This is a genomic window from Microbispora bryophytorum (genome assembly GCF_043197435.1).
Taxonomy (GTDB): domain Bacteria; phylum Actinomycetota; class Actinomycetes; order Streptosporangiales; family Streptosporangiaceae; genus Microbispora; species Microbispora bryophytorum.
Map to the genome: position 1 here is coordinate 41195 of NZ_JBICTF010000008.1, position 21831 is coordinate 63025.

Genomic DNA, 21831 nt, shown 5'->3' on the forward strand with positions numbered 1-21831 from the left:
GCCACATCGTGCCGGCGGTGACCCCTTGGCATGTGTGGCGTTCCGATGTCGGGCGATGGTGGGCCGACCGCAACCGTCCGTTCGGTCTCGCCGCTGAGGAGGCCGGTGCTCATCGGACTGTGGACGGGGACGACCTGGGCGAGCTCTGCCGCGTGATCGTCGAGCAGGAGAACCTGGCCGACCTGGCCACCGGGCCGTGAGTCCCGGAATTTCAGGAACCGGGCGGAACGGCGGCGAGACGAGGCGGTGTGCCGAATGCGGCGGAATCGGTGGTCAGGGCCTGTACGCGGGCGGCGTCCTCATGGGGGAGGGAGACCGCGGTGAGCGCCCGCCGGGAGTCCATCGGGCGGTAGGCCGTACGGGACAGGCCGGTCCAGGCGAAGGCGGGCCGAGATCCAGAGCGTGAGGACGTGCAGGCGGCGGTGATCCGGCGGGCGGCGCGACCGGTCCAGGGCAGGCCGCACCAGTCGTACAGGTCGCGGAAGCCGTCGAGGGGCGCGGCGCACAGATCCTCATACCGCACGACCTTGATGCCGGCGGCGCGCCGGGCCACCGTGTCGGTGACCCGCCGCGCCACCTTCCACACCATGGCCGCTCCGGTGACCACGTCGCGGTTCCCGGCGAGCGCTCCGAGCTCGGCCACGTACGGGTGGTCGCGCAGCAGGAGGGGCTGGCCGAGCAGTTCGCGCACGTCCACCCTCCAGCCGAGCCGCCGCCAGCTCCCGGCGAACGACACGGGATCGCGGACCACGACGACCACCCGGCACCCGAGGCGGCCGGCGAACCACTCGGCGGACAGGAGCGCGAACGGATCGTCGAGCAGCGCCCGCCTGGCCAGCAGGCGGCCCGTGGTGAACGCCGTGCCGTACTTGGCCATCCGCGCGAGGTCGCCCGGCCCGTGGTTGCGGCGGATCTCGGCCAGCCAGTTGTAGCGCAGCGCGACCGTGCGGGAGAACGCCGCCAGCCACGGCGTCTCGTTGCCGGGGCAGATGTACTGGAAGCGGTGGGTCACCGACGCGTCGAGCACACCGGGGGAGCGGCCCGGCGGGCGCTGCGGGTTCAGCGGTTCGTTGACATAGACCAGCCGCCCGCTCGCCGTGAGCATCCGGCCCACCCAGCTCGTGCCGCTGCGCGGCAGGCCGGTGACCAGCACGGGCGGCTCCGCGGTCATGAGGCCGCCCTCGCCGCCCCGGCCGCCCCGGCACCGCCCGCCGTCCCCGAACCGTCGGCCGCCGCCCCAGCCCCAGTCGCCGCGCCGGCCGTACCCGTACCGCCAGCTGCCTTCGCGACATCAACCGAGCGGCCTCCGCCGAAGGGAAGCAGGCCGTAGCGGCGGTGGACCTGCACGGCGGGCAGCAGGTTCTTCACGAGCACGCCGCCCGACCAGCCCAGCACCGCCCCCAGCGCGCCGTGCGCGGGGACGAGCAGCACATCCAGGGTGATCGTCACGGCGACGGCCGTCGCCACGTTGGCCAGGCTGGCCGCCGTGCGCCCGCCCGCGACGAGCACGACGTCGACCATGCCGCAGGCGGTCGCGACCATCATCGTGGCGGAAAGGACGAGCGCGATCGCGCCGCCGCCGGCGTAGGCGGGCCCGAACAGCGGAAGCAGCCACGGCGCGAGCGCCGCGTATCCCAGCCAGAGCGGCCAGGTGAGCACGACCAGCCACCTGGTGGTGGTCCGATACAGCGCGCGGGCGCCGTCCAGGTCGCCCTCGGCCAGGGCCCTCACCAGCCGCGCCTGCGCGGCCTGGGCGAGCCCCTGACCGGCGAGCTGCCCCAGCACCTTGAACCGGGTCGCCGCCGTATAGACGGCCGCGGCGGCGGGACCCGCGAGCAGCGCGACGATCACGACGTCGAGTCGCTGGAACACCGACTGCACGGCCGCCGCGGCCGACCGCGGGGCGGTGTGTCGCCAGAAGGCGCCCACCTCCCCCACGTCGTACGGCCCGAGCCCGCGCAGCCGCACGGCGGCCAGCGCCGCGCCGGCCACGGAGGGAAGCGCCCAGGCGGCGGCCAGCATCGGCGGCGGGGCCCCGGCGAGCACGGCCGCGGTGACGAGGGCGAGCTGCCCGAGCGGCTGGACGGCCCCGGTGAGCAGCAGCGTCGGCCGCATGGTGCCGAGGCCGCGGGTGGCGCAGATCAGCACGTCCGACAGGGCGACGAACGGCAGGGCGACGGCGAGCACGACCCAGACGCCGCCGGGCACGCCGGTGAGCCCGGCCAGCGGCCCGGCGGCCACGACCACACCGGCGCCCGCCACGGACGCGAGCGCGGCCACCGGCGCCAGGATCCCCCGGACGAGCCGCCGCCCCCCATCCCGGCCGGCGCCGTCGACGGACCGGTTGCGGGCCAGGGCGTGGACGAGGCCGTTGCCGGTGTCGAGGCGGACGACGCCCGCGAGCATCAGGCACAGCGCGGTGGCCGTGAAGAACGCCCCGGCGGCGGCCGGGGTGAGCGACCGCGTCACCACCAGCACGAGCGCGAACTGCCCGCCCGCCGTGGCGCCCGCCGTGGCCAGGCCGGCGAGCCCATGCCGGAAAAGAGCGGGGGGCCAGGTCAGCGCCGCCACGAGGGCACCGCTCCGAGCCACGGGACGAGCAGCGCGTCCCACGGCTCGAAGTGGTCGCGGAGCCGCCGGTGCACCGACGCGGGCATGGCCTCCCGCGGCCGGGCGTTGTGCCGCTCGAACTCCACGCCGCCGAGCCGGGGCAGTCCCAGGAATCCCAGCACCCGGTCGTACGCGGCGCGGGGGTCGCGGAACAGCAGTCCGCTGTCGAGGACCAGGATCCGGTCGCGCCCCACGAGCGGTTCCAGCCGGGCCAGTTGCTCGGCGTACCGCCCCCGGGCCAGATAGGCGTGGTGCCGGTGCGCGTGGCTCGCGTATCCGGGGACGGTCCGCAGCCGCTCGGCCTCGCCGGCGAGGCGCTCCGGCTCCAGCGCGAGGGCGCGCTCGAAGGCCGGCTCGGTCTCGAATCCCCGCGCCAGCTCGTGGGCGTGGGCGGAGCAGGCCCGCTCGACCGGGTCCCGGACCAGGACGATCAGCTTGACGCCGGGAAGGTCCGCGGCGATGCGGGCCCCCGCCAGGGGATGGAACAGGTAGTAGGGGGCCGACTCGAACGCCTGAGGGGCGTGGCCCCACCGGAAGCGGAGCGCCTGCGCCCTGGACGTCAGCGGGAAGTGGGCGCGATACCAGGGCAGGCCCCGCTCGTAGGCCATGTCGAAGTAGTGGACGCCCTTGCGCAGCACCGGCTTCATGACCAGCGGGTGCCGGGACAGGGAGCGGTACAGCGAGGTGGTGCCGCACCGCTGCGCCCCGATGATCAGGAACGACGGCAGCACCCGGCCCGCGCTGGTCGCCCTCCCGGCGGCGAGCGAGACGGCGTGCGCCGACTGCTTCAGCGCCGACTGTTTCAGTGCGGGGAGTTTCAGCGCGGGGTGTTTCAGCGTTGAGCTCAAAGCAGGAACTCCAGGTGATCGACCAGAGGGTTCAGCCAGACGGCGGGCGGCCCGAGCGGCTCCTGGCCGTCGCGGCGGTGCCGCTCGGCCAGGGCGACCAGGTAGTGGGCCGCCGTACGGCGTGCCTGGGCCACGTCGACGCCGAACGGTTCGAGGAGCCCGCCCGCCTGGGCGAGACAGGAGCGGGCGGCGACCGGAGGCGGCATCCGGCGCAGCGCCCGGTGGAAGAAGTGGTGCAGGGCGTCGAAGCCGGGCGGCACGCCCACGGCGAACCGCTCCCAGTCCCACACGAGCAGCCGCCCGTCCGCACCGGCGGCGACGTTCCAGGGGGTGAAGTCGCCGTGCCAGGCCGCGGGCTCTCCGGTCTGCTCCTCGGAGCCCGCCTCCTCGTCGTACGGGCGGATGGCGGCGATCTCCCGCGCGGCCGAGGTGAGCAGCCGGGCGGGCACGCGGCGGGAACCCACGCGGGGGGAGGTCACGGGCAACGGCGACAGCATCAGCACCTCAAGGCCCCGCCACCTGCCGTGATACAGCACGTCGGGCGGCACGACGACCTTCAGCGGCTGTCCGGCGAGCATGCGCAGCACCTCGCTCTCGTATCGCACCAGCCGCCTGGCCCGCGGCGAGTCGCCGATCTTCACGAACCCCGCGAGCCCCGACTCGTCGTACGCCTCCAGGATCGGTTTGCGGTTGGCGCGGCGGGCGGGCCTGACATGGACGACGACCCGCATCCGGCGGCCGAGGACGTCGCTCAGGTGCGTCTCGATCGTGTCGGCCCCGCCGGAGACCGGCAGGCCGCGCCCCAGCGGGGTGTGCCACCACGCGCGCGGGACGACCCGCCGGGGGACCAGGCGGTGCGGCAGCACGCTGCGTGCACGGGGCCGGGCACCGGGCCGCGCATCGGGTCGCGCATCGGGTTGGGCGCCGGGCCGGGCATCGGGCGGCGAAGGGGGGAACAGCAGGTCCATCACCTCGTCCAGGTAGTGGAGACGATCGCTCGCGTCCCTCATCGCGCCTCCCCGAGGTCGGATGCTCCGCTGGCGTTACGCCACAGCAGGGCGAAGGAGATCAGGTACAGGGTCAGGGCGCTGATCAGCCCGTCGTAGACGACCATGTAGAGCAGCACGAGGATCATCACGAGCGTCCCCGCCCTGCCGATCGGCGTCCGGTCGGCCCAGTAGCGCCGCACCGCGCCGGCGAAGAAGGCGACATACAGCAGGGCACCCGCGAAGCCCTGGCTGATCATCAGCAGCCACAGCTGCCCGTCGCTGCCGAGCGGGGGATGGCCGCACTCCACGCACCACGAGCTGCGGCCCGTCGTGGCCGTGCGATGGCTGCCGTACGCGTTGCGCGTGTTGCCGTATCCGATGATCGGCGAGGTGGCCGCGATCCGGACGGTGGCCGCGACCGTGAACGCGCGGATGCCGTTGCTGTGCGGGTTGTTCAGCCGTTGCGCGACGATCGTGCTCAGCGGCGACAGCAGGAACGCCGCCGCGGCGACGGCCGCGACCGCTCCGGCGAGGAGGGGCCGGGCGCCCCTGATCACCAGGTACGCCGCCGAGACCCCCAGCCCGATCCACAGGCCGCGGTTGAGCGAGTAGACGATCGGGATGGCGGCGGCGGCGAGCGCGAGCACGGCCGCCGCGCGGCGGTACGGCCCGCCGTAGGTCCACCAGCCGACCACGAACCAGATCACGAGCACCGAGACGTCGCTGCCCCAGGCGTTGGCCCATTCGAACGGCGCCTCCGGACGCGGCGCGGCGTGTCCGAGCACGTGCTGCATCTGGGCCGCCGTCGGGTGGATCAGGTTGGCGACGAACGGGTTGCCGCCGATCGAGGACGGCAGCGCCATCTCCAGCGGCGAGGTGAACGCGAAGCCGGGCGCGAACACGCCGAGCAGCCCGCCCGCGACGGCCGTCAGGAACAGCACGCCGAGCCACCTGACCAAGGTGCGCTGCGGCAGCTCGTCATGGGTGAGGTTGCCCAGGTAGAGCACCATGATCAGGAGGGAGACGTAGACGGCCAGCCGCATCAGGTAGCCGACGACCCGGCCGGCGGCGAGCTCGCCGTACGTGCCGTCCGGCGTCTCGGCGAGCGTGAGCGCGCTGACCAGGTAGCCCGCCAGCAGCAGCGCCCACAGGCCGAAGCCCTTCGGCGCGCGGAGCGGCCGCCTGCGCCACAGCGCCACCGCCATCGGCACGGCCAGCACCACCACCGACAGTCCGCCCAGGCCGAGCGCCCACCAGAGCGGATAACCGAGCAGGAACGCCGCGATCGGCCACGCCGTCCGCGCGGGACGGCGCCGGTGCCGGGGGCGGGCCGCCGGAGGCAGGGCGGTGCGGGGGGCGGTGCGGGGGGCGGGGACGGTCACGCGCCCCACTCCGCCGTCTCGGGGACGGGCGCGACGAACCCCGGTGGCACGGCGACGGCGCCGAGCACGCGGGCGCCCTGCCGGCCCAGTTGCCGTACGGCCCGGGTGACCTCCGGGGAGGTCGTCCGGCGCAGGGCGATCAGCAGCAGGGCGGCGTCGGGATGGGCGGATCGGCCGGTCACGACCGTCACCGGCACCAGATGCGCCAGCGCGGAGCCCAGGCCCTTGGCGAGCTGCCGAGCCGTGCCCTGTATCCGGATGCCGTCGAGGCTCCCCGCCCGCCCGCCGTCCCGGCTTCTCGCCCGCCCGCCGCCGTCCCGGCCTCCTGTCCCCACGCCTTCGAGGAGCAGCCGGTGGGGCCCGCCGCCCAGCGAGGTGGCGACGGCGGCGGCCATCTCGTCGAGAAACCCCGAATCCGGCCTGGCCGGAAGCTCGGCGAGCAGCGGCAGGCCGCACAGCCGTTCGACGTCCGCGCAGGTGCGGATGCGGGTGTCGAGCCGGTCGCGGCCGAACGCGGCCCCCGCCGCGGCGAGTACGCCGAGGAACAGGCCGCTGCCGAGGAAGAGCGGCGGGCTCGGATGGGCCGGCCGCGCGGGCGGCGTGGCGGGGCTGATCACCGTGCCCGGCGTCACCGCGACGGTCTTGAGCGCGTCGTAGCGCAGCGTGAGGTCCGACACCTGCCGGGCGAGCACGGTCTTCCGCCTGGTCGTTCCCGGCCCCGCCGCGGTCCGGGCGGTCGCGGTCTGAGTGGCCTGGGTGGTCTGGGTGGGGTCTGTGGTCGCCGCCCCGGTCGTGGCGGCCTTGTCGAGATCGTTCTCGACCTCGCGCAGCCGCGCGGAGATCAGCTTCAGCTGGCCGTCGATCGCGTCCTCGGCGGCGCGGGCGCGGTTGCGCAGATACGCCTCCGCGTACGCCTGGGCCCCCGCGGCCGCGGCCCGGGGATCCGACGCCGAGTAAGAAATGGAGAGAATGGCGGAATTGGGAGGAACGTCGATCGTCACATGCTCCCGCAATTCCTCCGGATCCGGATATTTCAGAATCGCGGCGGCCAGGGTGGCGACGACCGCCGATCGGGCGATCTGGGATTCGGTGTCGAGGTTGAGCGTTTCCCGTTGCCGGGAGTTCGGCGCGTTGAACTGTTCCTGCGCGCCGGTCGGCACTACCTGCACCTGGGCGATCGCGGTGTAGCGCTCGGGGGTCAGCACGAGCGCCGCGGCCCCGCCGCCCACTCCGGCGAGCAGGCAGACGGCGGCGACCAGGCGCCTGCGCCTGAGCACAGAGCCGTATTCAGAAAGGTCGCGGCTGTGCGGCGGCAGGCTCATCGAACTCCCCGTGCCCTCGGTTCGTCACGCGGCGGCGGCCGGCGGTGGGGCCACCGGCGCCCCCCCGGATGAGGAGGAGCGGCCGGACGCGTTCGCGGTCCCGGCGGCGGTCCGGCGGGATCCGGTCTCGAACTATAAGCCGCCACGGAGTTTCACCCCCGGCTATTACCGAATTCGCGTCAGGCGATGGCCGCTCAATTAGCCGATGAAAACGGAAATATCCGTACTCGTGATATGGGGAAACGGCCCCCGAAGCCACGGGGATTGATGGGATGGTGTTTGCCCATCCGTTCATTGCGTGGTCTGCCGAGGAAGGGGGCGCGATGAGACTCATCGCCGGCTTGGCCGTACTGGTGGCGGGGGCGTGCACGACGGCCTGCACGGGCACCGCCACGAGCGGGCGGGTGCCGGGCGGCGGCGCCGGGACGAGGCCGGTCGCCTGCGCGGTCACGGACAAGCTCATCCCGACGTGCGGGGCGTGGTGGGGGATCGCGCCCGACGTCTTCTCCGGACGCGGCCCGATCCGCGCCGTGGACATGGCCGAACGGCGCATGGGCCGCCGGGCCGACATCGTGCACGTCTACCACCGGGGCGGGGAGCTCTTCCCGACCGCCGAGGAGCGGGAGATCGCCAAGGGGCCCCGCCTGCTGCTGGTGAACTGGAAGCCGGCACTCGACCACACCTGGGCCGAGGTCGCGCGGGGCGTGGTTGACAAGCGTGTCGACAGGCTCGCCGAGCACATCCGGCGCACCTTCCCCGGCCGGTTCTTCCTCACGATCCACCACGAGCCGGAAAACGACGTGCGCGAGGCCGGGGGCTACTCGCCCGCCGACTACGTCGCGATGTACCGCCATGTGGTGGACCGCCTGCGGCAACAGGGGGTGCGCAACGCGGTGACCGTGATGACCTACATGGGCGCGCCCAACTGGGCGGCCAAGCCGTGGTTCGGCAGGCTCTACCCCGGCGACGACGTGGTCGACTGGGTGGCCTTCGACCCGTACGCGGACGACCGGGTGAGTGACTTCGCCGGGCTGGTCGACAAGACCCGGCCCGACGCGCCGGGCTGGCCCGGGTTCTACCGGTGGATGCAGGCCAGGTTCCCGGCCAAGCCGATCATGGTCGCCGAGTGGGGCGCCTTCGAGCGGCGCGCGGCGCCCACGTTCAAGCGCGACTTCTTCGAGTCGGTCCGGCGCCAGATCGCGGACTATCCCCAGATCAAGGCACTGGTCTACTTCGATTCGCCGCTGGCGCCCCGGGGCGACACCAGGTTCGACACCACGCCGGGCGCCACCCGGGCGTTCTCGGAGCTCGCGCGGCTGCCGCGCTTCACGTCGACACCGGTGCCGCCCTCCTGAGCCTGCGGCTGACGCCTCAGCGGACCCAGCCGCCCGAGGTGACGAGGTTCAGCACGGCGCCGACCGCGCGGTCGATCGTCATGTCCGTGGTGTCGAGGACGAGGTCGGCGTCATCCGGTTCCTCGTACGGGTCGGAGATCCCGGTGAACTCCGGGATCAGCCCGGCGCGCGCCTTGGCGTACAGGCCCTTGCGGTCGCGGCGCTCGCACTCCTCCAGCGGCGTGGCCACGTGGACGAGCAGGAGGTCGCCGCCGACCTCCTCGACCATCGCCCGCACCTCGTCCCGCGTCTCGGCGTACGGCGCGATGGGCGCGCAGATCGCCAGGCCGCCGTGGCGGGCGACCTCGGCGGCCACGAAGCCGATCCTGCGGATGTTGCGGTCGCGGTCCTCGCGCGAGAACGTGAGCCCCGCCGACAGCATCCGCCGCACGACGTCGCCGTCCAGGTAGGTGACCGTGCGGCCGCCACGTTCGAGCAGGGCGTCGCGCAGGCCCCGGGCGATCGTCGACTTGCCCGATCCGGACAGGCCGGTGAAGAACACGACGAGCCCCCGCTTGTGCGGCGGCCCGGGGATGGTGATCGGCGCGGGACCGGCGTAGTGCTCGGTGGCGCCGTAGTTGCGGGCCACGTGCTCGCGGAGTTCGAGGTCGATCTCGGTGTCCTCGCGCGGCGCGAGCGGCACCGCGACCACCGTCGCCCCCCGGAGCCGCTCGGCCGCCTTGAGCGCGGCGCGCACCAGGGCAGGGCCGCTCTCGCCGAAGACGAGGGGCATGAGGAGCACGGTGGCGTCCAGTTCCTCGGCGGTCGCCGCCACGTCGTCGAGCGCGGTGCCGTCGAGCGGCCCGCGCATCGTCACCGCGAGGACCTCTCCGTCCGGCAGGTCCTTGCGGACCTCCTCCGGCGTGCGGCGCAGCCGGGAGAACGGGCCGTACACGGGGGCGTCGAGCGCCTCGACCGGCCCGGCGGCATGATGGCCGTCCCGCTCCACGACGGTCAGCACCGCGACCGCCGCGCCCTCGGGATCCCTGAGCGTGACCCGGTCGCCGGGCCCGAACTCGTCCGGGAGCGCGATCGTGATCGGGTCGGGCCAGGACGCCCCTCCGGGCAGCCGCCCGCGCTCGACCACGCTCTCCACCTCGGCCGAGGTGAGAAAGCCGGCCAGCGGCGCGTACGCGCCGGACAGCAGCAGCTCCAGGTCCGCCAGCTCACGTGCGTCGGGCGTCCACTCGGTCATGGCTTCCGTTTCCGCTCGATTCTTCGCCGCTCGGTGGGTCGGATACGCACCCTACTGGCTACCGCACGCATAGCGTGCCGGTGCTCAGGGCGTCTACAGGCAGACACTAATCCGAGGAGGTGCTCGTGGACGCCGCAGAAGAGCGACGATTCCGCGAATTCGTGTCGGCCCGCGCGCCGGCGCTGATGCGGCTGGCCTATCTGCTGACCGGAGGGGACCAGCACTCGGCCGAGGATCTGGTGCAGACCGCCCTGGCCAAGGTCGTCACGCGGTGGGGGCGGCTCGACGAGCCCGAGGCGTACGTGCGGCAGGTCATGTACCGGCAGCAGATCAGCTGGTGGCGGCTGGCGTGGCGGCAGCGGGAGACCAGCGTGGCCGACGTGCCGGAGCACCCGGCCGGCCGCACGGGCACCCACGACGCCGAGCTGCGGATGATCCTGCGCAAGGCGCTCGCCCGGCTGACGCCCCGTCAGCGCGCCGTGCTTGTGCTGCGCTATCTCGAAGACCTGCCCGAGGACGAGGTGGCCCGGGTCCTCGGCTGCTCCGTCGGGACCGTGCGCAGCACCGCGCACCGGTCCCTCGCCCGGCTGCGGACGACCGCGCCGGAACTCGCCGATCTGCGCCTGAGTGAGGTGATCTCATGACGCCCCGGATGCTGAAGCAGACGCTGGAGGAGTGGTCGCGGGAGGTTCACGTGCCCGCCGACCTCGCCGACCGCGCGCTGCGCCGCCGGTCGCGGCTGCGCCTGACGAGATTCGCGGGGGCGGTCTCGTGCGCGGCCGTCGTGGCGGCCGTGGCCCTGCTCGTGCCGCTGGTCGTCGCTCCCCGCTTCGCGCCGCCGGTGGGCACCGGCGGCGCGCCGGTGGTGGTGCCCGTCCAGCCGTACCGGCAGACGACCCCCGCGCAGGACGTGCTCGCCGACACGGAGAACTCCCCGCCGAAGACGATGATCGCGGCGGGCAGAGTGGCCGTCTCCGCCTACTACACGTGGCGGTCGCGTACGGTCGCCGGGCGCAAGGTGCTGGACCGTACGTGGTATCTGCTCGACCAGGTGACGGGGAGCTACGAGAAGACGGAGTGGGGCTGGGCCGAGGTCGCCCCCGGCCTGCGCTGGGCGGCGGTCCTGGAGAAGGACCTGCCCGTGCGGAGGATCGGCGTCTTCGACATGGAGACCCGGCAGGTGCGGGCGTGGGTGCCGGTGGACCACCCCGTGGGCGGCGTGTCCTGGTCGCCCGACGGCACGCGCCTGCTGGCCACCACCTACGACGAGTCCCCCGACCTGGACATGACATCCGTCGGCGAGCGGCGGTGCCCGGCCCGGGTCGCGGCGACGCCCGGCAATCTCCGGCAGCCCCCCCAGATGATCTCCACCAGTCGCACCGGCTTCTACGTCGTCGACGTGGCCACCGCGACGGCGGGGGGCTTCCACGCCGTCGATCCCTGCCTGACCGAGAACAGCAACGTGCGGCGCGACTTCCGCTGGAGCGACGACGGCACGCTGGTCCGCGAGGCCAGCAACATCTGGAAGCGGCCGGACGCCTTCTACGACCTCGGCGGCAGACCGCACGACGCGCCCGACGGCTACGTCCCCACCGAGTCGCAGGCGGGCGTGTCGCCCGACGGCACGCTGCTCGCGGGCCGGGACGGCATGCCCACCAAGGTCACCGAGCTGTCGACGGGCACGGTCGTGGGCCGTCAGCAGGTGCTCCAGCTGCGCGCCTGGGCCGACGACCGCCGCCTGGTCGCGCTGGGCTGCGCGGGCACGTGCGGAAGCGAGTTCCACAACGGCCTGGTCCTGGTGGGCGTCGACGGCAAGGACATGGTCCAGCTCTCGGTCTACCGGAAGAACAGCCTGAAGCCCGAGGCGTGGCAGCCGGTCCTGACGCTCAGGTAGCGGCTCAGGTAGCGGCTCAGGTAGCGGCTCAGATGAGGCGGGCGAAGTGGTTCTGCGGGCGGCGGATCACCATGGTGATCTCGTCCTCGGTCCCGTTGAGCCTGCCTCGCGAGAGCGCGGCCACGGCCCGGCAGACCACGGAGACCAGGCCGCCGTGCGGACCCCGCCGGGCCGGGCCGCTCACCGCCGAGTAGTCCTCGGCGATCATGAGCCCGCGCATCAGGCAGTACGCCTGGATGCCCTCTCGGGAGGCCAGCGGCTCGTACATCGCCGGAAGCGGCCCCACGGACCCGGCCGGGGCGAGCGTGCGCCACAGCGCCCGGCGCAGCCGGCGGGGCGTCACCCGGTCGCAGAAGCCGTACGCCGACTTGCGGTCGCGCATCTTCAGCAGCAGCAGCCCGCCGGGGCGCAGCCCGGCCACGAGCCGGTCGAGCACGAGCTCGGCGTGGCGGATGCGTTCGAGGAGGAACGACACGTAGACGACGTCGAAGGAGCGCGGCGGGATCGGCACGAGCCGAAGGTCGCCCAGGTAGGACGCCTCCAGATCGCCGCGATTGGCGGTGTGGGCGCGCAGGGGCGGCAGATCCTCGTCCACCCCCGTCACCCTCGGCTCGTAGCGCCCCACGTCGAGGGCGCCGCCCCGGCCGCATCCGGCGATCAGGATGTCGAGCCGCCGTCCGAGCTGGTCGGTCCACTGCTCGCGAATCCGCTGGCTGAACACGTCGTCCTGATCCGCGGACGACAAACGAACCTCTGTCATGCCACTGAGGGTAATCACTTGACGACCCACAGTTGCGCATTTGCCGTCACCCATCATGTCCCGGCCGAGGAGCGAGCGGAGCGGGGCGAGGGGACAGGGCGTAGCCTTGGTACCCGCGGCCCGGTTGGGAGCGTCTCGCGGATCTCCTTCACCAGGGGGGATCGGCCGGATGAACGGGGTCGCTTCCGCACGCCGGCTGTCTTTGTCACGGGGCTCTTTGAAGGCATCAATGTCTCTTTCCGGACTGCTCGACCTCGTATCCGCCGAACCCAGGCTGGCCGCCGCGCTCGACGCGGCCGGGCAGACCGCCCACCCCGGCGCCGAGTTGGTGGCGCCGCCCGCGCTGCGGCCGTTCGCCGTGGCCGCGCTGTCCCGCGTACGGCCGGTGCTGGCCGTCACGGCGACCGGGCGCGAGGCGGAGGATCTCGCCGCCGCGCTCACGAGCCTGGTGGACGAGAACCTGGTGGCCGTCTTCCCCGCCTGGGAGACGCTGCCGCACGAGCGCCTGTCGCCGCGCAGCGACACGGTCGGCCAGCGCCTGGCCGTGCTGCGGCGGCTCGCGCACCCGATCGAGGGCGACCCCGCGGCGGGCCCGTTGCGCATCGTGGTGGCCCCGATCCGCTCGCTGCTCCAGCCCATCGTGGCCGGGCTCGGCGACCTGTCGCCCGTGCGGCTGCGCGCGGGCGACGACGCCGACCTGGACGACGTGGTGGCCCGGCTGGTGGAGAACGGCTACCACCGGGTGGACATGGTGGAGAAGCGCGGTGAGGTGGCCGTGCGCGGCGGCCTGCTCGACGTGTTCCCGCCCACCGAGGAGCACCCGCTGCGGCTGGAGTTCTGGGGCGACACGATCGAGGAGATCCGCTGGTTCAAGGTGGCCGACCAGCGCTCGCTGGAGGTCGCCCAAGACGGGCTGTTCGCCGCGCCCTGCCGCGAGCTGCTGCTCACCGACGACGTACGGCGGCGCGCCCGTGAGCTGGGGGAGGAGCACCCGGCGCTGAAGGAAGTGCTCGACCAGCTCGCCGAGGGTGTGCCGGTGGAGGGCATGGAGGCGTTCGCGCCCGTGCTCGCCGGGGCGATGGACCTGCTGCTCGACCACCTGCCGATCCGGTCGGCCGTGTTCGTCTGCGACCCCGAGCGGATCCGCGGCCGGGCCGTCGAGCTGGTCCACACCAGCCAGGAGTTCATGGAGGCGTCCTGGATCGCCGCGGCGGCGGGCGGCGAGGCCCCGATCGACCTGGAGGCGGCCGCCTTCCGCACGCTGGAGGAGGTGCGCGAGCACGCCGGCGAGCTGGGCCAGCAGTGGTGGAGCATCGCCCCCTTCGGTGAGGGCGTGGAGCTGGACGCGCAGGACGTCGAGGCCTACCGGGGCGACACGCAGCGGGCGCTCGCCGACATCAAGGGCTGGATGGGCACCGGCAAGGCCGTCGTGCTGCTGAGCGAGGGGCACGGCCCGGCCGAGCGCATGGTCGAGCTGCTCAAGGGCGTGGACGTGGCGGCGCGGCTGGTGCCGTCCCTCGACGGTTTGCCGCCGAAGGACGTCGTGCAGGTCACGACGGGCCGCGTCGACCACGGCTTCGTCACGCCGGACGTCGCCGTGGTGACCCACCTCGACCTCGTCGGCCAGAAGGCGTCCACCAAGGACATGCGGCGGCTGCCGTCGCGCCGCCGCAACATGGTCGACCCCCTTCAGCTCAAGGTCGGCGACCACGTGGTGCACGAGCAGCACGGCGTGGGCCGCTACGTCGAGATGGTGCAGCGCACGATCCAGGGCGCGACCCGCGAATACCTCGTGATCGAGTACGCCAGGGGCGACCGGCTCTACGTGCCGACCGACCAGCTCGACGAGGTCACCCGCTATGTCGGCGGCGAGGCGCCCACGCTCAACCGCATGGGCGGGGCCGACTGGGCCAAGGCCAAGACCAGGGCGAAGAAGGCGGTCAGGGAGATCGCGGGCGAGCTGATCCGGCTCTACTCGGCCCGGATGGCCTCGCCCGGCCACGCGTTCGCGTCCGACAGCCCCTGGCAGCGGGAGATGGAGGACGCCTTCCCGTACGCCGAGACGGGCGACCAGCTCGAAGCGATCGACGAGGTCAAGCGCGACATGGAGCGGGCCGTCCCGATGGACCGCCTGATCTGCGGCGACGTCGGCTACGGCAAGACCGAGATCGCGGTGCGGGCGGCGTTCAAGGCGGTGCAGGACGGCAAGCAGGTCGCCGTGCTGGTGCCGACGACGCTGCTCGTGCAGCAGCACCTGTCGACGTTCGGCGAGCGCTTCGCCAGCTTCCCCATCGCCGTGAAGCCGGTCTCCCGGTTCCAGACCGACTCCGAGGTGCGGGAGACCCTGGAGGGACTGCGCACGGGCGCGGTCGACCTGGTCATCGGCACGCACCGGCTGCTGTCGCCCGAGGTGAAGTTCAAGGACCTCGGTCTGATCATCGTGGACGAGGAGCAGCGGTTCGGCGTCGAGCACAAAGAGGCCATGAAGCACATGCGCACGCAGGTGGACGTGCTCGCCATGTCGGCGACGCCGATCCCGCGGACGCTGGAGATGGGCCTCACCGGCATCCGCGAGATGTCGACGATCCTCACGCCGCCGGAGGAACGGCACCCGATCCTCACGTTCGTCGGGCCGTACGACGAGAAGCAGATCGCGGCGGCGGTGCGGCGCGAGCTGATGCGCGACGGGCAGGTGTTCTTCGTCCACAACCGGGTCCGCACGATCGACAAGGTGGCCGCGCGGCTGCACGAGCTGGTGCCGGAGGCGCGGATCGCCGTCGCCCACGGGCAGATGAACGAGAGCCAGCTCGAAAAGATCATGGTGGACTTCTGGGAGCGCAACTTCGACGTGCTCGTCTCCACCACGATCGTCGAGTCCGGCCTGGACGTGCCCAACGCCAACACGCTCATCGTGGACCGCGCGGACAACTACGGCCTGTCGCAGCTCCACCAGCTGCGCGGCCGGGTCGGCCGGGGCCGCGAGCGCGGCTACGCCTACTTCCTCTACCCGCCCGAGTCGCCGCTGACCGAGACCGCGCACGAGCGGCTCGCCACGATCGCCCAGCACACCGAGATGGGCGCCGGCATGTACGTCGCCATGAAGGACCTGGAGATCCGCGGCGCCGGCAACATCCTCGGGGCCGAGCAGTCGGGCCACATCGCCGGTGTCGGCTTCGACCTGTACGTCCGCATGATGGCCGAGGCCGTCCAGGAGCAGAAGTCCAAGCTCGCGGGTGAGACGAAGGTGGAGGAGCGGCCCGATGTCAGGGTCGAGCTGCCGATCAACGCCCACGTGCCGCACGACTACGTCACCTCGGAGCGGCTGCGCCTGGAGGCGTACAAGCGGATCGCGGCGATCGGCTCGGAGGACGACATCACGGCCGTCCGCGACGAGCTCACCGACCGGTACGGCAGGCCGCCGCAGGAGGTGGACAACCTGCTGGAGGTGGCGCGTTTCCGGATCAGGGCCCGCAAGGCGGGGCTGACCGACGTGACGCTGCAGGGCCAGCAGATCAGGTTCGCGCCCGTGGAGCTGAGAGACTCCCAGCAGGTGCGGCTGCAGCGGCTCTACCCCCGCTCCATCTGGAAGCAGGCGACGAGCACCCTGCTCGTGCCGGTGCCCAAGACCAAACCGATCGGCGGTCAGCCGCTACGCGACCTCGACCTGCTGAAATGGTGTGGGGACCTGGTCGAGGCCCTGTTCCTGGAGCCGATGCGGGTACAGTGACCCGCGAAATTGTCAACATATGCGTGGCCGGTGTCGTTCGGGAGGATCGTCCGTGAAGTCGTATCGAGTGCGCGTCGCCGTGGCGCTGGCGGCGACGGGGATCGCCGTGACCGCGTGCGGCGGCCCCGTGCAGGCGGGTTCCGCGGCCATTGTCGGCAAGGAGCGCATCACCTCCAGTGAGCTGAACGACGAGGTCCGCGCGCTGCGCGCCGACCTTGCCGCCAACAAGATCCCCGAGGGGCAGCTCCAGCTGTCCTTCTCGCTGCCGCAGACGGTCCTGCTCAACATGACCACGAGCAGGCAGTTCCAGGAGCTCGGCCGGAGCAAGGGCGTCACGGCCACTGACCGGGAGGTCGACGACATCGCCGTGGCTCAGGGCGGCTGGGACCAGTTCAACAAGGTGCTGCTGTCCAACGGGATCCCGCTGGACGAGGGCCGTGGCTTCGTCCGGGCCGTCGTCGTCCGCAACAAGCTGGCGCAGCAGTCCGGCGCCGGTCAGGACCAGGAGAGCCAGCAGGCCGCCATCCAGAAGGTCATCCAGGAGGCCGACTCGACCGTGCCGGTGAGATACAGCCCGCGCTACGGCAAGTTCGACCCCCAGCAGGGCTTCGTCGCCGACGACCGCTTCGGCTCGGCGGGCGAGGCCCCGGCCGCCGAGGCCCCGGCGGGCGAGGCCCCGGCGGGCGAGGGCGCCCCGGCCGCCGGGGGTGCGCCCGACACCCCCCAAGCGGGCTAACCCCCAACAACGGCCGTGATCTTGCAGTTTGTTGCACGTTCCGGCGTGACCTGGGCCTTCACCTTTCGTGATCATGTACTTTCCGTGCAGTGCGGCCGCCGACCTGGCCTGATCCGATCCGTGATCTTGCAATTGCAAGGTCACGGATTGGGTCGTGCCTGGCGGCGAGGGTGCGGCCGAATTTTGTGCAAGATCACAAAGCAAGGTGGCGCAGGTCGGCAGGGTAGGGGCGACCTTTTGCAAGATCACGCGCGGGTGGCTCGTTAGGCTGAGGCCATGGCGTTGATCGTGGTGACCACCTCGCCCCGGGTCGCTCCGGGCCTGCTCGCGCCCGCGGCGTGGCAGGCCCTCACCCGAGGGCGGGTGCTCACCGGCACCCCGGACCACCCCTACCTGCCCTATCTCGGCGAGGCCGGCGTACGGGTCGAGGTCGTGACCCCCGACCCCGGCGCGCTCGCCCGCGAGAGCCGTACGGGGACGGTGGTGTGGCTGGCCGCGCAGGACGGCGACGAGGACTTCATGCGCGCGGTCGGCCACGCCGCGATCTCCCTGGACGAGCCGCCGGAGATCGAGGTCGTCCCCGGCTCCTACGACCTGCCCGGCGCCCGGCTGCTCGACCTCGTCCAGGTCATGGACCGGCTGCGCCGCGAGTGCCCGTGGGACCGCAAGCAGACCCACGAGTCGCTCGTGCCCTACCTGGTCGAAGAGGCCTACGAGGTGCTGGAGACCATCCACGAGGGCGCCTACGGCCCGCCGCTGCGTGAGGAGCTCGGCGACCTGCTGCTCCAGGTGATGTTCCACGCCCGGCTCGCCCAGGAACGGACGGGCCCGGAACGGACGGGCCCGGAGGGGACGGCCGGGGACGGCTTCGACATCGACGACGTCGCCGCCGGGATCGTGGAGAAGCTGGTCCGCCGGCATCCGCACGTCTTCGCGGAGGTCGAGGTCTCCGGCGCCGATGAGGTCGGCGACAACTGGGAGACGATCAAGGCGGCCGAGCGGGCCGCCAAGGGGGAGACCGCCTCGGTGCTCGGCGGCGTGCCGATGGGCCAGCCGGCGATCTCCCTGGCCGCCCAGCTCCTGCGCCGGGCCGGCCGGGCCGGCGCGCCCGCCGCTCTCGCGGGCGACCTTGCCCCGACCGCCGGCGCCCGCCTGTTCGCGCTCGTACGGGAGACCCAGGACGCGGGGCTCGACCCCGAGGCCGAGCTGAGGGCGGCGGCCAGGGAATACCGGCGGCGCGTGCAGCAGTGGGAGGACGCCTCGGACACGCCGTGAACGGGTGCCCCTGCGCCGTACCGGGTAGTAGGGACCGATAGGCTCGGGTGGCAAACCGCCCGCCATTTTGCTAGGAGCGTTCGTGGCTGCCATCGAGGCCATCACCGCCCGCGAGATCCTCGACTCCCGTGGGAACCCCACGGTCGAAGTCGAGGTACTGCTGGACGACTACAGCACCGGCCGTGCCGCCGTTCCGAGTGGTGCCTCCACCGGTCAGTTCGAGGCCGTCGAGCTGCGCGACGGGGACAAGAAGCGCTATCTCGGCAAGGGTGTCGAGAAGGCCGTCCTCGGCGTGACCGACGAGATCGCCGACGAGCTCATCGGGTTCGACGCCGAAGATCAGCGTCTCATCGACCAGACGATGATCGACCTGGACGGCACGCCCAACAAGGCCCGTCTCGGGGCCAACGCGCTCCTCGGCATCTCGCTGGCCGTCGCCAAGGCCGCCGCCGACAGCGCCGACCTGCCCCTGTTCCGCTACGTCGGCGGGCCGAACGCGCACATCCTGCCCGTGCCGATGATGAACATCCTGAACGGCGGTGCGCACGCCGACACCAACGTGGACATCCAGGAGTTCATGATCGCGCCGATCGGCGCCGAGACGTTCTCCGAGGCGCTGCGCATGGGTGCGGAGACCTACCACACGCTCAAGGGCGTGCTGAAGGAGAAGGGCTACGCGACCGGCCTGGGCGACGAGGGCGGCTTCGCGCCGAACCTGCCGTCGAACCGCGACGCGCTCGACCTGATCCTGGTCGCGATCGAGAAGGCCGGTTACACGCCGGGCCAGGACATCGCGCTCGCGCTCGACGTCGCGGCCAGCGAGTTCCACAACGACGGCGTCTACACGATCGACGGCAAGGGAGTGTCGGCCACCGAGCTGATCTCCTTCTACGAGGACCTGGTCCGCTCCTACCCGCTGGTCTCCATCGAGGACCCGCTGAACGAGGAGGACTGGGAGGGCTGGAAGGCCATCACCACGTCGCTCGGCGCCAAGGTCCAGCTCGTGGGTGACGACCTGTTCGTCACCAACCCCGAGCGGCTCGGCCGCGGCATCGCCGAGGGCACCGCCAACGCGCTGCTGGTGAAGGTGAACCAGATCGGCACGCTGTCGGAGACCCTCGACGCGGTCGACCTGGCCCACCGCAGCGGCTACCGCTGCATGATGAGCCACCGCTCCGGCGAGACCGAGGACACCACGATCGCCGACCTCGCCGTGGCCACCAACTGCGGCCAGATCAAGACCGGCGCCCCGGCCCGTTCGGACCGGGTGGCCAAGTACAACCAGCTCCTGCGCATCGAGGAGCTGCTCGACGACGCGGCGCGGTACGCCGGTCGCGCGGCCTTCCCGCGCTTCCAGGGCTAGCCTCGGGCCGGCCGGCGGCATGCGGAGCAGCCCGGCTGGACACGTTCCGGACGCCTGCTGTGGCGTCTGCTGTGGCGCTGGCTGGAGGGATGGGCGCGGCGTCGCCGTGCCCATCCGGGCGTGTACGGCCGGGACGGGCGGTTAGTGTGGCCGTTGTTCGGGCCTTGCGCTGACCGACCGGGAGGGGTGGTTTCGTGGCGGCGAAGCGGCCGCAGCTCACCGGGCGCGCGGCGATCCTCGCGGTCGTCGTGTGCGCCATCGCGATGAGCCTGGCCTACCCCGTGCGGGAGTACGTCGCCCAGCGCCGGCAGATCGCCCAGCTGGAGGCGCAGCAGGCGAACGCGCTGCGCAAGCTCCAGAACCTGGAGCAGCGGCGCCGGCGCCTGGAGGATCCGGACTACATCAAGCGCCTGGCCAAGGAGCGGCTGTTCTACTGCGAGCCGGGCGCGGACTGCTACCAGGTGATCGACGAGGAGACATCCGGGACCGCCGCCGCCAAGGCGGGGACGAAGCCGCCGGAGCGGCCCGCCTGGTACGTCACCGTCTGGCGGTCGTTCGAGGCGGCCGACAAGGGGCGGCCCGCCGCACCCGCGGCAGGGCAGAGCCCCACACCGACGGCGTCGGCGTCCCCATCGGCGCCGGCGTCGGCGTCCGCATCGGCGCCGGCGGGATGAGGGCCGCGGACCTCGTCGGAAACAACGTGGCGGAGAGCGTGAAGGGCGAGGAGATCGACGTGGCGGACGACCAGGCGGACCATGTGGGTCACGCGGGCCGTGTGGACCCCGCTGACCTGGCGGCGGCGCGGGCGCAGCTCGGGCGGCAGCCGCGCGGGGTGCGGGCCGTCGCCCACCGGTGCCCCTGCGGCCTTCCCGACGTGCTGGAGACCGCGCCCCGGCTGCCCGACGGCGCGCCGTTCCCCACGCTGTTCTACCTGACCTGCCCGAAAGCCGCCTCGGCGATCGGCACGCTGGAGTCGTCCGGCCTGATGAAGAGCATGCAGGCCCGGCTCGCCGAGGACCCCGAGCTGGCCGAGGCCTACCAGGCGGCCCACGAGGACTACGTCGCCCGCCGCGACCGCGCGGCCGGCGAGGAGGACCTGGAGCCGCTGCCGCGCGACATGCAGACCGCCGGCGGCATGCCGGGCCGGGTCAAGTGCCTGCACGCGCTGGTCGCCCACGAGCTGGCCGCGCCCGGGGTCAACCCGTTCGGCCGGGAGGCCCTCGACGCGCTGCCCGACTGGTGGGCCGGCGGCCCCTGCGTGGTCGTGGACAATTCCGAAAAGCAGCCATAGGCCGGGCGCGGAACCGAAACGAAAGCGCCGTCGTGGCGCGGGGAGCAGACCGGAGGCCGGAGGGGATGAGCGTGAAGACGAAGCGGGTCGCGGCCATCGATTGCGGGACCAACTCGGTCCGCCTTCTCATCGCGGACATCTCTGGCGACGAGCTCACCGACGTCGAACGGCGGATGGAGATCGTCAGGCTCGGCCAGGACGTCGACCGTACGGGCCGGCTCGCGCCGGAGGCCCTGGAGCGGACGTTCACGGCCATGCGCGGCTACGCCAAGCTGATCAGGGAGCACGCCCCGGACGGTCCCGTTCCGGTCCGCGTGGTCGCCACGTCGGCGACCCGCGACGCCGCCAACCGGGCCGACTTCGTCTCCGGCGTACGGGACGTCTTCGGGGTGGAGCCCGAGGTGGTGACCGGTGACGAGGAGGCGCGGCTGTCCTTCACCGGCGCGACCCGGGGCCTGGCCCGCGCGGGCGCCGAGGCCGAGACCCCCTGTCTGGTGGTGGACATCGGGGGCGGTTCGACCGAATTCGTCGTCGGTTCCCGGTCGGTCGAGGGCGCGCTGTCGGTGGACATCGGCTGCGTACGGCTGACCGAGCGTCACCTGCGCGACGACCCGCCGAGCGCCGCGACGGTGGAGGCGGCCGTCGCCGACATCGAGGCGGCCATGGACCGGGTCGAGGAGAGCGTTCCCGTGCGCACGGCGCGGACGCTGGTCGGCCTGGCGGGCTCGGTCACCACAGTCGCCGGGATCGCGCTCGATCTGCCCGCCTACGACCCCGCGCGCATCCATCACTCGCGTATCCCCGCCGAGCGGGTCCACGAGGTGTCCGCGCGGCTGCTGCGCATGACGCACGACGAGCGGGCGGCCATCCCGGTCATGCACCCGGGCCGGGTGGACGTGATCGGCGCCGGCGCGCTCATCCTCGACCGCATCGTCCGCCGCTACGGCTTCTCCGAGGTCGTGGTCAGCGAGCACGACATCCTCGACGGCATCGCCTGGTCCCTCGCCTGACGCGAGCCGGGGCCTCACGAGAACCGGGGCCTCAC

The 21831-nt window shown here is 72.7% G+C and carries 18 protein-coding genes and 1 pseudogene; 11 read left to right on the top strand and 8 right to left on the bottom strand.

Features of this window, described 5'->3' with window-relative positions:
* Positions 1-17 precede the first annotated feature (17 nt).
* Positions 18-200, top strand: coding sequence for a hypothetical protein (locus ACGFIB_RS26125; protein WP_393375699.1), 183 nt, complete (start codon positions 18-20; stop codon positions 198-200).
* 11 nt (positions 201-211) lie between these two features.
* Here the strand turns inward: ACGFIB_RS26125 and ACGFIB_RS26130 are convergent, their stop codons facing one another.
* From ACGFIB_RS26130 to ACGFIB_RS26155, 6 genes are read right to left on the bottom strand one after another with little or no spacing between them, the layout of a single operon-like run.
* Positions 212-1171, bottom strand: coding sequence for a sulfotransferase domain-containing protein (locus ACGFIB_RS26130; protein ID WP_393375701.1), 960 nt, complete (start codon positions 1169-1171; stop codon positions 212-214).
* Positions 1168-2592 (bottom strand): lipopolysaccharide biosynthesis protein, encoded by a 1425-nt coding sequence (locus tag ACGFIB_RS26135; protein ID WP_393375703.1) that lies wholly within the window; start codon positions 2590-2592, stop codon positions 1168-1170. Before ACGFIB_RS26135 ends, ACGFIB_RS26130 begins: the two co-directional genes overlap by 4 nt.
* The gene (locus ACGFIB_RS26140) at positions 2559-3458 is read right to left on the bottom strand and encodes a sulfotransferase domain-containing protein (protein WP_357240711.1); all 900 of its coding nucleotides are present in this window, start codon (positions 3456-3458) and stop codon (positions 2559-2561) included. Before ACGFIB_RS26140 ends, ACGFIB_RS26135 begins: the two co-directional genes overlap by 34 nt.
* A complete protein-coding gene (locus ACGFIB_RS26145) occupies positions 3455-4468 on the bottom strand; it encodes a hypothetical protein (RefSeq protein WP_393375705.1) in 1014 nt (337 codons plus the stop codon). The genes ACGFIB_RS26140 and ACGFIB_RS26145 overlap by 4 nt, the downstream gene beginning before the upstream one ends.
* Positions 4465-5829, bottom strand: a complete 1365-nt coding sequence (locus ACGFIB_RS26150; RefSeq protein WP_393375707.1) for a hypothetical protein — start codon at positions 5827-5829, stop codon at positions 4465-4467. Before ACGFIB_RS26150 ends, ACGFIB_RS26145 begins: the two co-directional genes overlap by 4 nt.
* Positions 5826-7151 carry a Wzz/FepE/Etk N-terminal domain-containing protein gene (locus tag ACGFIB_RS26155; protein WP_393375710.1) on the bottom strand — a complete coding sequence of 442 codons (1326 nt, stop codon included), beginning with the start codon at positions 7149-7151 and terminating at the stop codon, positions 5826-5828. Before ACGFIB_RS26155 ends, ACGFIB_RS26150 begins: the two co-directional genes overlap by 4 nt.
* Positions 7152-7474: 323 nt before the next feature.
* On the opposite strand from ACGFIB_RS26155, the gene ACGFIB_RS26160 reads away from it, so the two are divergent.
* Complete coding sequence (locus ACGFIB_RS26160; protein ID WP_357240700.1) at positions 7475-8506, top strand: glycoside hydrolase family 26 protein; 1032 nt, start codon at positions 7475-7477, stop codon at positions 8504-8506.
* Between the two features lie 16 nt (positions 8507-8522).
* On the opposite strand, the pseudogene cysC reads toward ACGFIB_RS26160, so the two are convergent.
* Positions 8523-9761 (bottom strand): annotated as a pseudogene (gene cysC / locus ACGFIB_RS26165) (adenylyl-sulfate kinase); the annotation flags it as partial.
* Between the two features lie 104 nt (positions 9762-9865).
* Here cysC and ACGFIB_RS26170 point away from each other — a divergent pair.
* Entirely contained in the window at positions 9866-10384 is a 519-nt protein-coding gene (locus ACGFIB_RS26170; RefSeq protein WP_393375712.1) for a SigE family RNA polymerase sigma factor, read from the top strand.
* Complete coding sequence (locus ACGFIB_RS26175; RefSeq protein WP_393375713.1) at positions 10381-11634, top strand: hypothetical protein; 1254 nt, start codon at positions 10381-10383, stop codon at positions 11632-11634. The genes ACGFIB_RS26170 and ACGFIB_RS26175 overlap by 4 nt, the downstream gene beginning before the upstream one ends.
* 28 nt (positions 11635-11662) lie before the next feature.
* On the opposite strand, the gene ACGFIB_RS26180 is transcribed toward ACGFIB_RS26175, so the two are convergent.
* On the bottom strand, positions 11663-12394 hold the full coding sequence (locus ACGFIB_RS26180; RefSeq protein ID WP_167748238.1) for a methyltransferase domain-containing protein: 732 nt from the start codon (positions 12392-12394) through the stop codon (positions 11663-11665).
* A 229-nt stretch (positions 12395-12623) separates the two neighbouring features.
* Between ACGFIB_RS26180 and mfd the strand changes: the two genes are divergently transcribed.
* From mfd to ACGFIB_RS26215, 7 genes are all read left to right on the top strand, one after another.
* Complete coding sequence (gene mfd, locus ACGFIB_RS26185) at positions 12624-16121, top strand: transcription-repair coupling factor (RefSeq protein ID WP_393375716.1); 3498 nt, start codon at positions 12624-12626, stop codon at positions 16119-16121.
* Between the two features lie 52 nt (positions 16122-16173).
* Positions 16174-16857, top strand: coding sequence for a SurA N-terminal domain-containing protein (locus ACGFIB_RS26190; protein ID WP_393375719.1), 684 nt, complete (start codon positions 16174-16176; stop codon positions 16855-16857).
* A gap of 276 nt (positions 16858-17133) precedes the next feature.
* A complete protein-coding gene (locus ACGFIB_RS26195) occupies positions 17134-18132 on the top strand; it encodes a MazG family protein (RefSeq protein WP_393375722.1) in 999 nt (332 codons plus the stop codon).
* 82 nt (positions 18133-18214) lie between these two features.
* On the top strand, positions 18215-19495 hold the full coding sequence (gene eno, locus ACGFIB_RS26200) for a phosphopyruvate hydratase (RefSeq protein ID WP_142571208.1): 1281 nt from the start codon (positions 18215-18217) through the stop codon (positions 19493-19495).
* Between the two features lie 194 nt (positions 19496-19689).
* A complete protein-coding gene (locus tag ACGFIB_RS26205) occupies positions 19690-20169 on the top strand; it encodes an FtsB family cell division protein (protein WP_357263015.1) in 480 nt (159 codons plus the stop codon).
* Positions 20170-20252: 83 nt separating this feature from the next.
* Positions 20253-20786: a DUF501 domain-containing protein gene (locus ACGFIB_RS26210; RefSeq protein ID WP_393376004.1), complete on the top strand. Its 534-nt coding sequence runs from the start codon at positions 20253-20255 to the stop codon at positions 20784-20786.
* Positions 20787-20857: 71 nt separating this feature from the next.
* A complete protein-coding gene (locus ACGFIB_RS26215) occupies positions 20858-21796 on the top strand; it encodes a Ppx/GppA phosphatase family protein (protein WP_357023065.1) in 939 nt (312 codons plus the stop codon).
* The last annotated feature ends 35 nt before the right edge of the window (positions 21797-21831 follow it).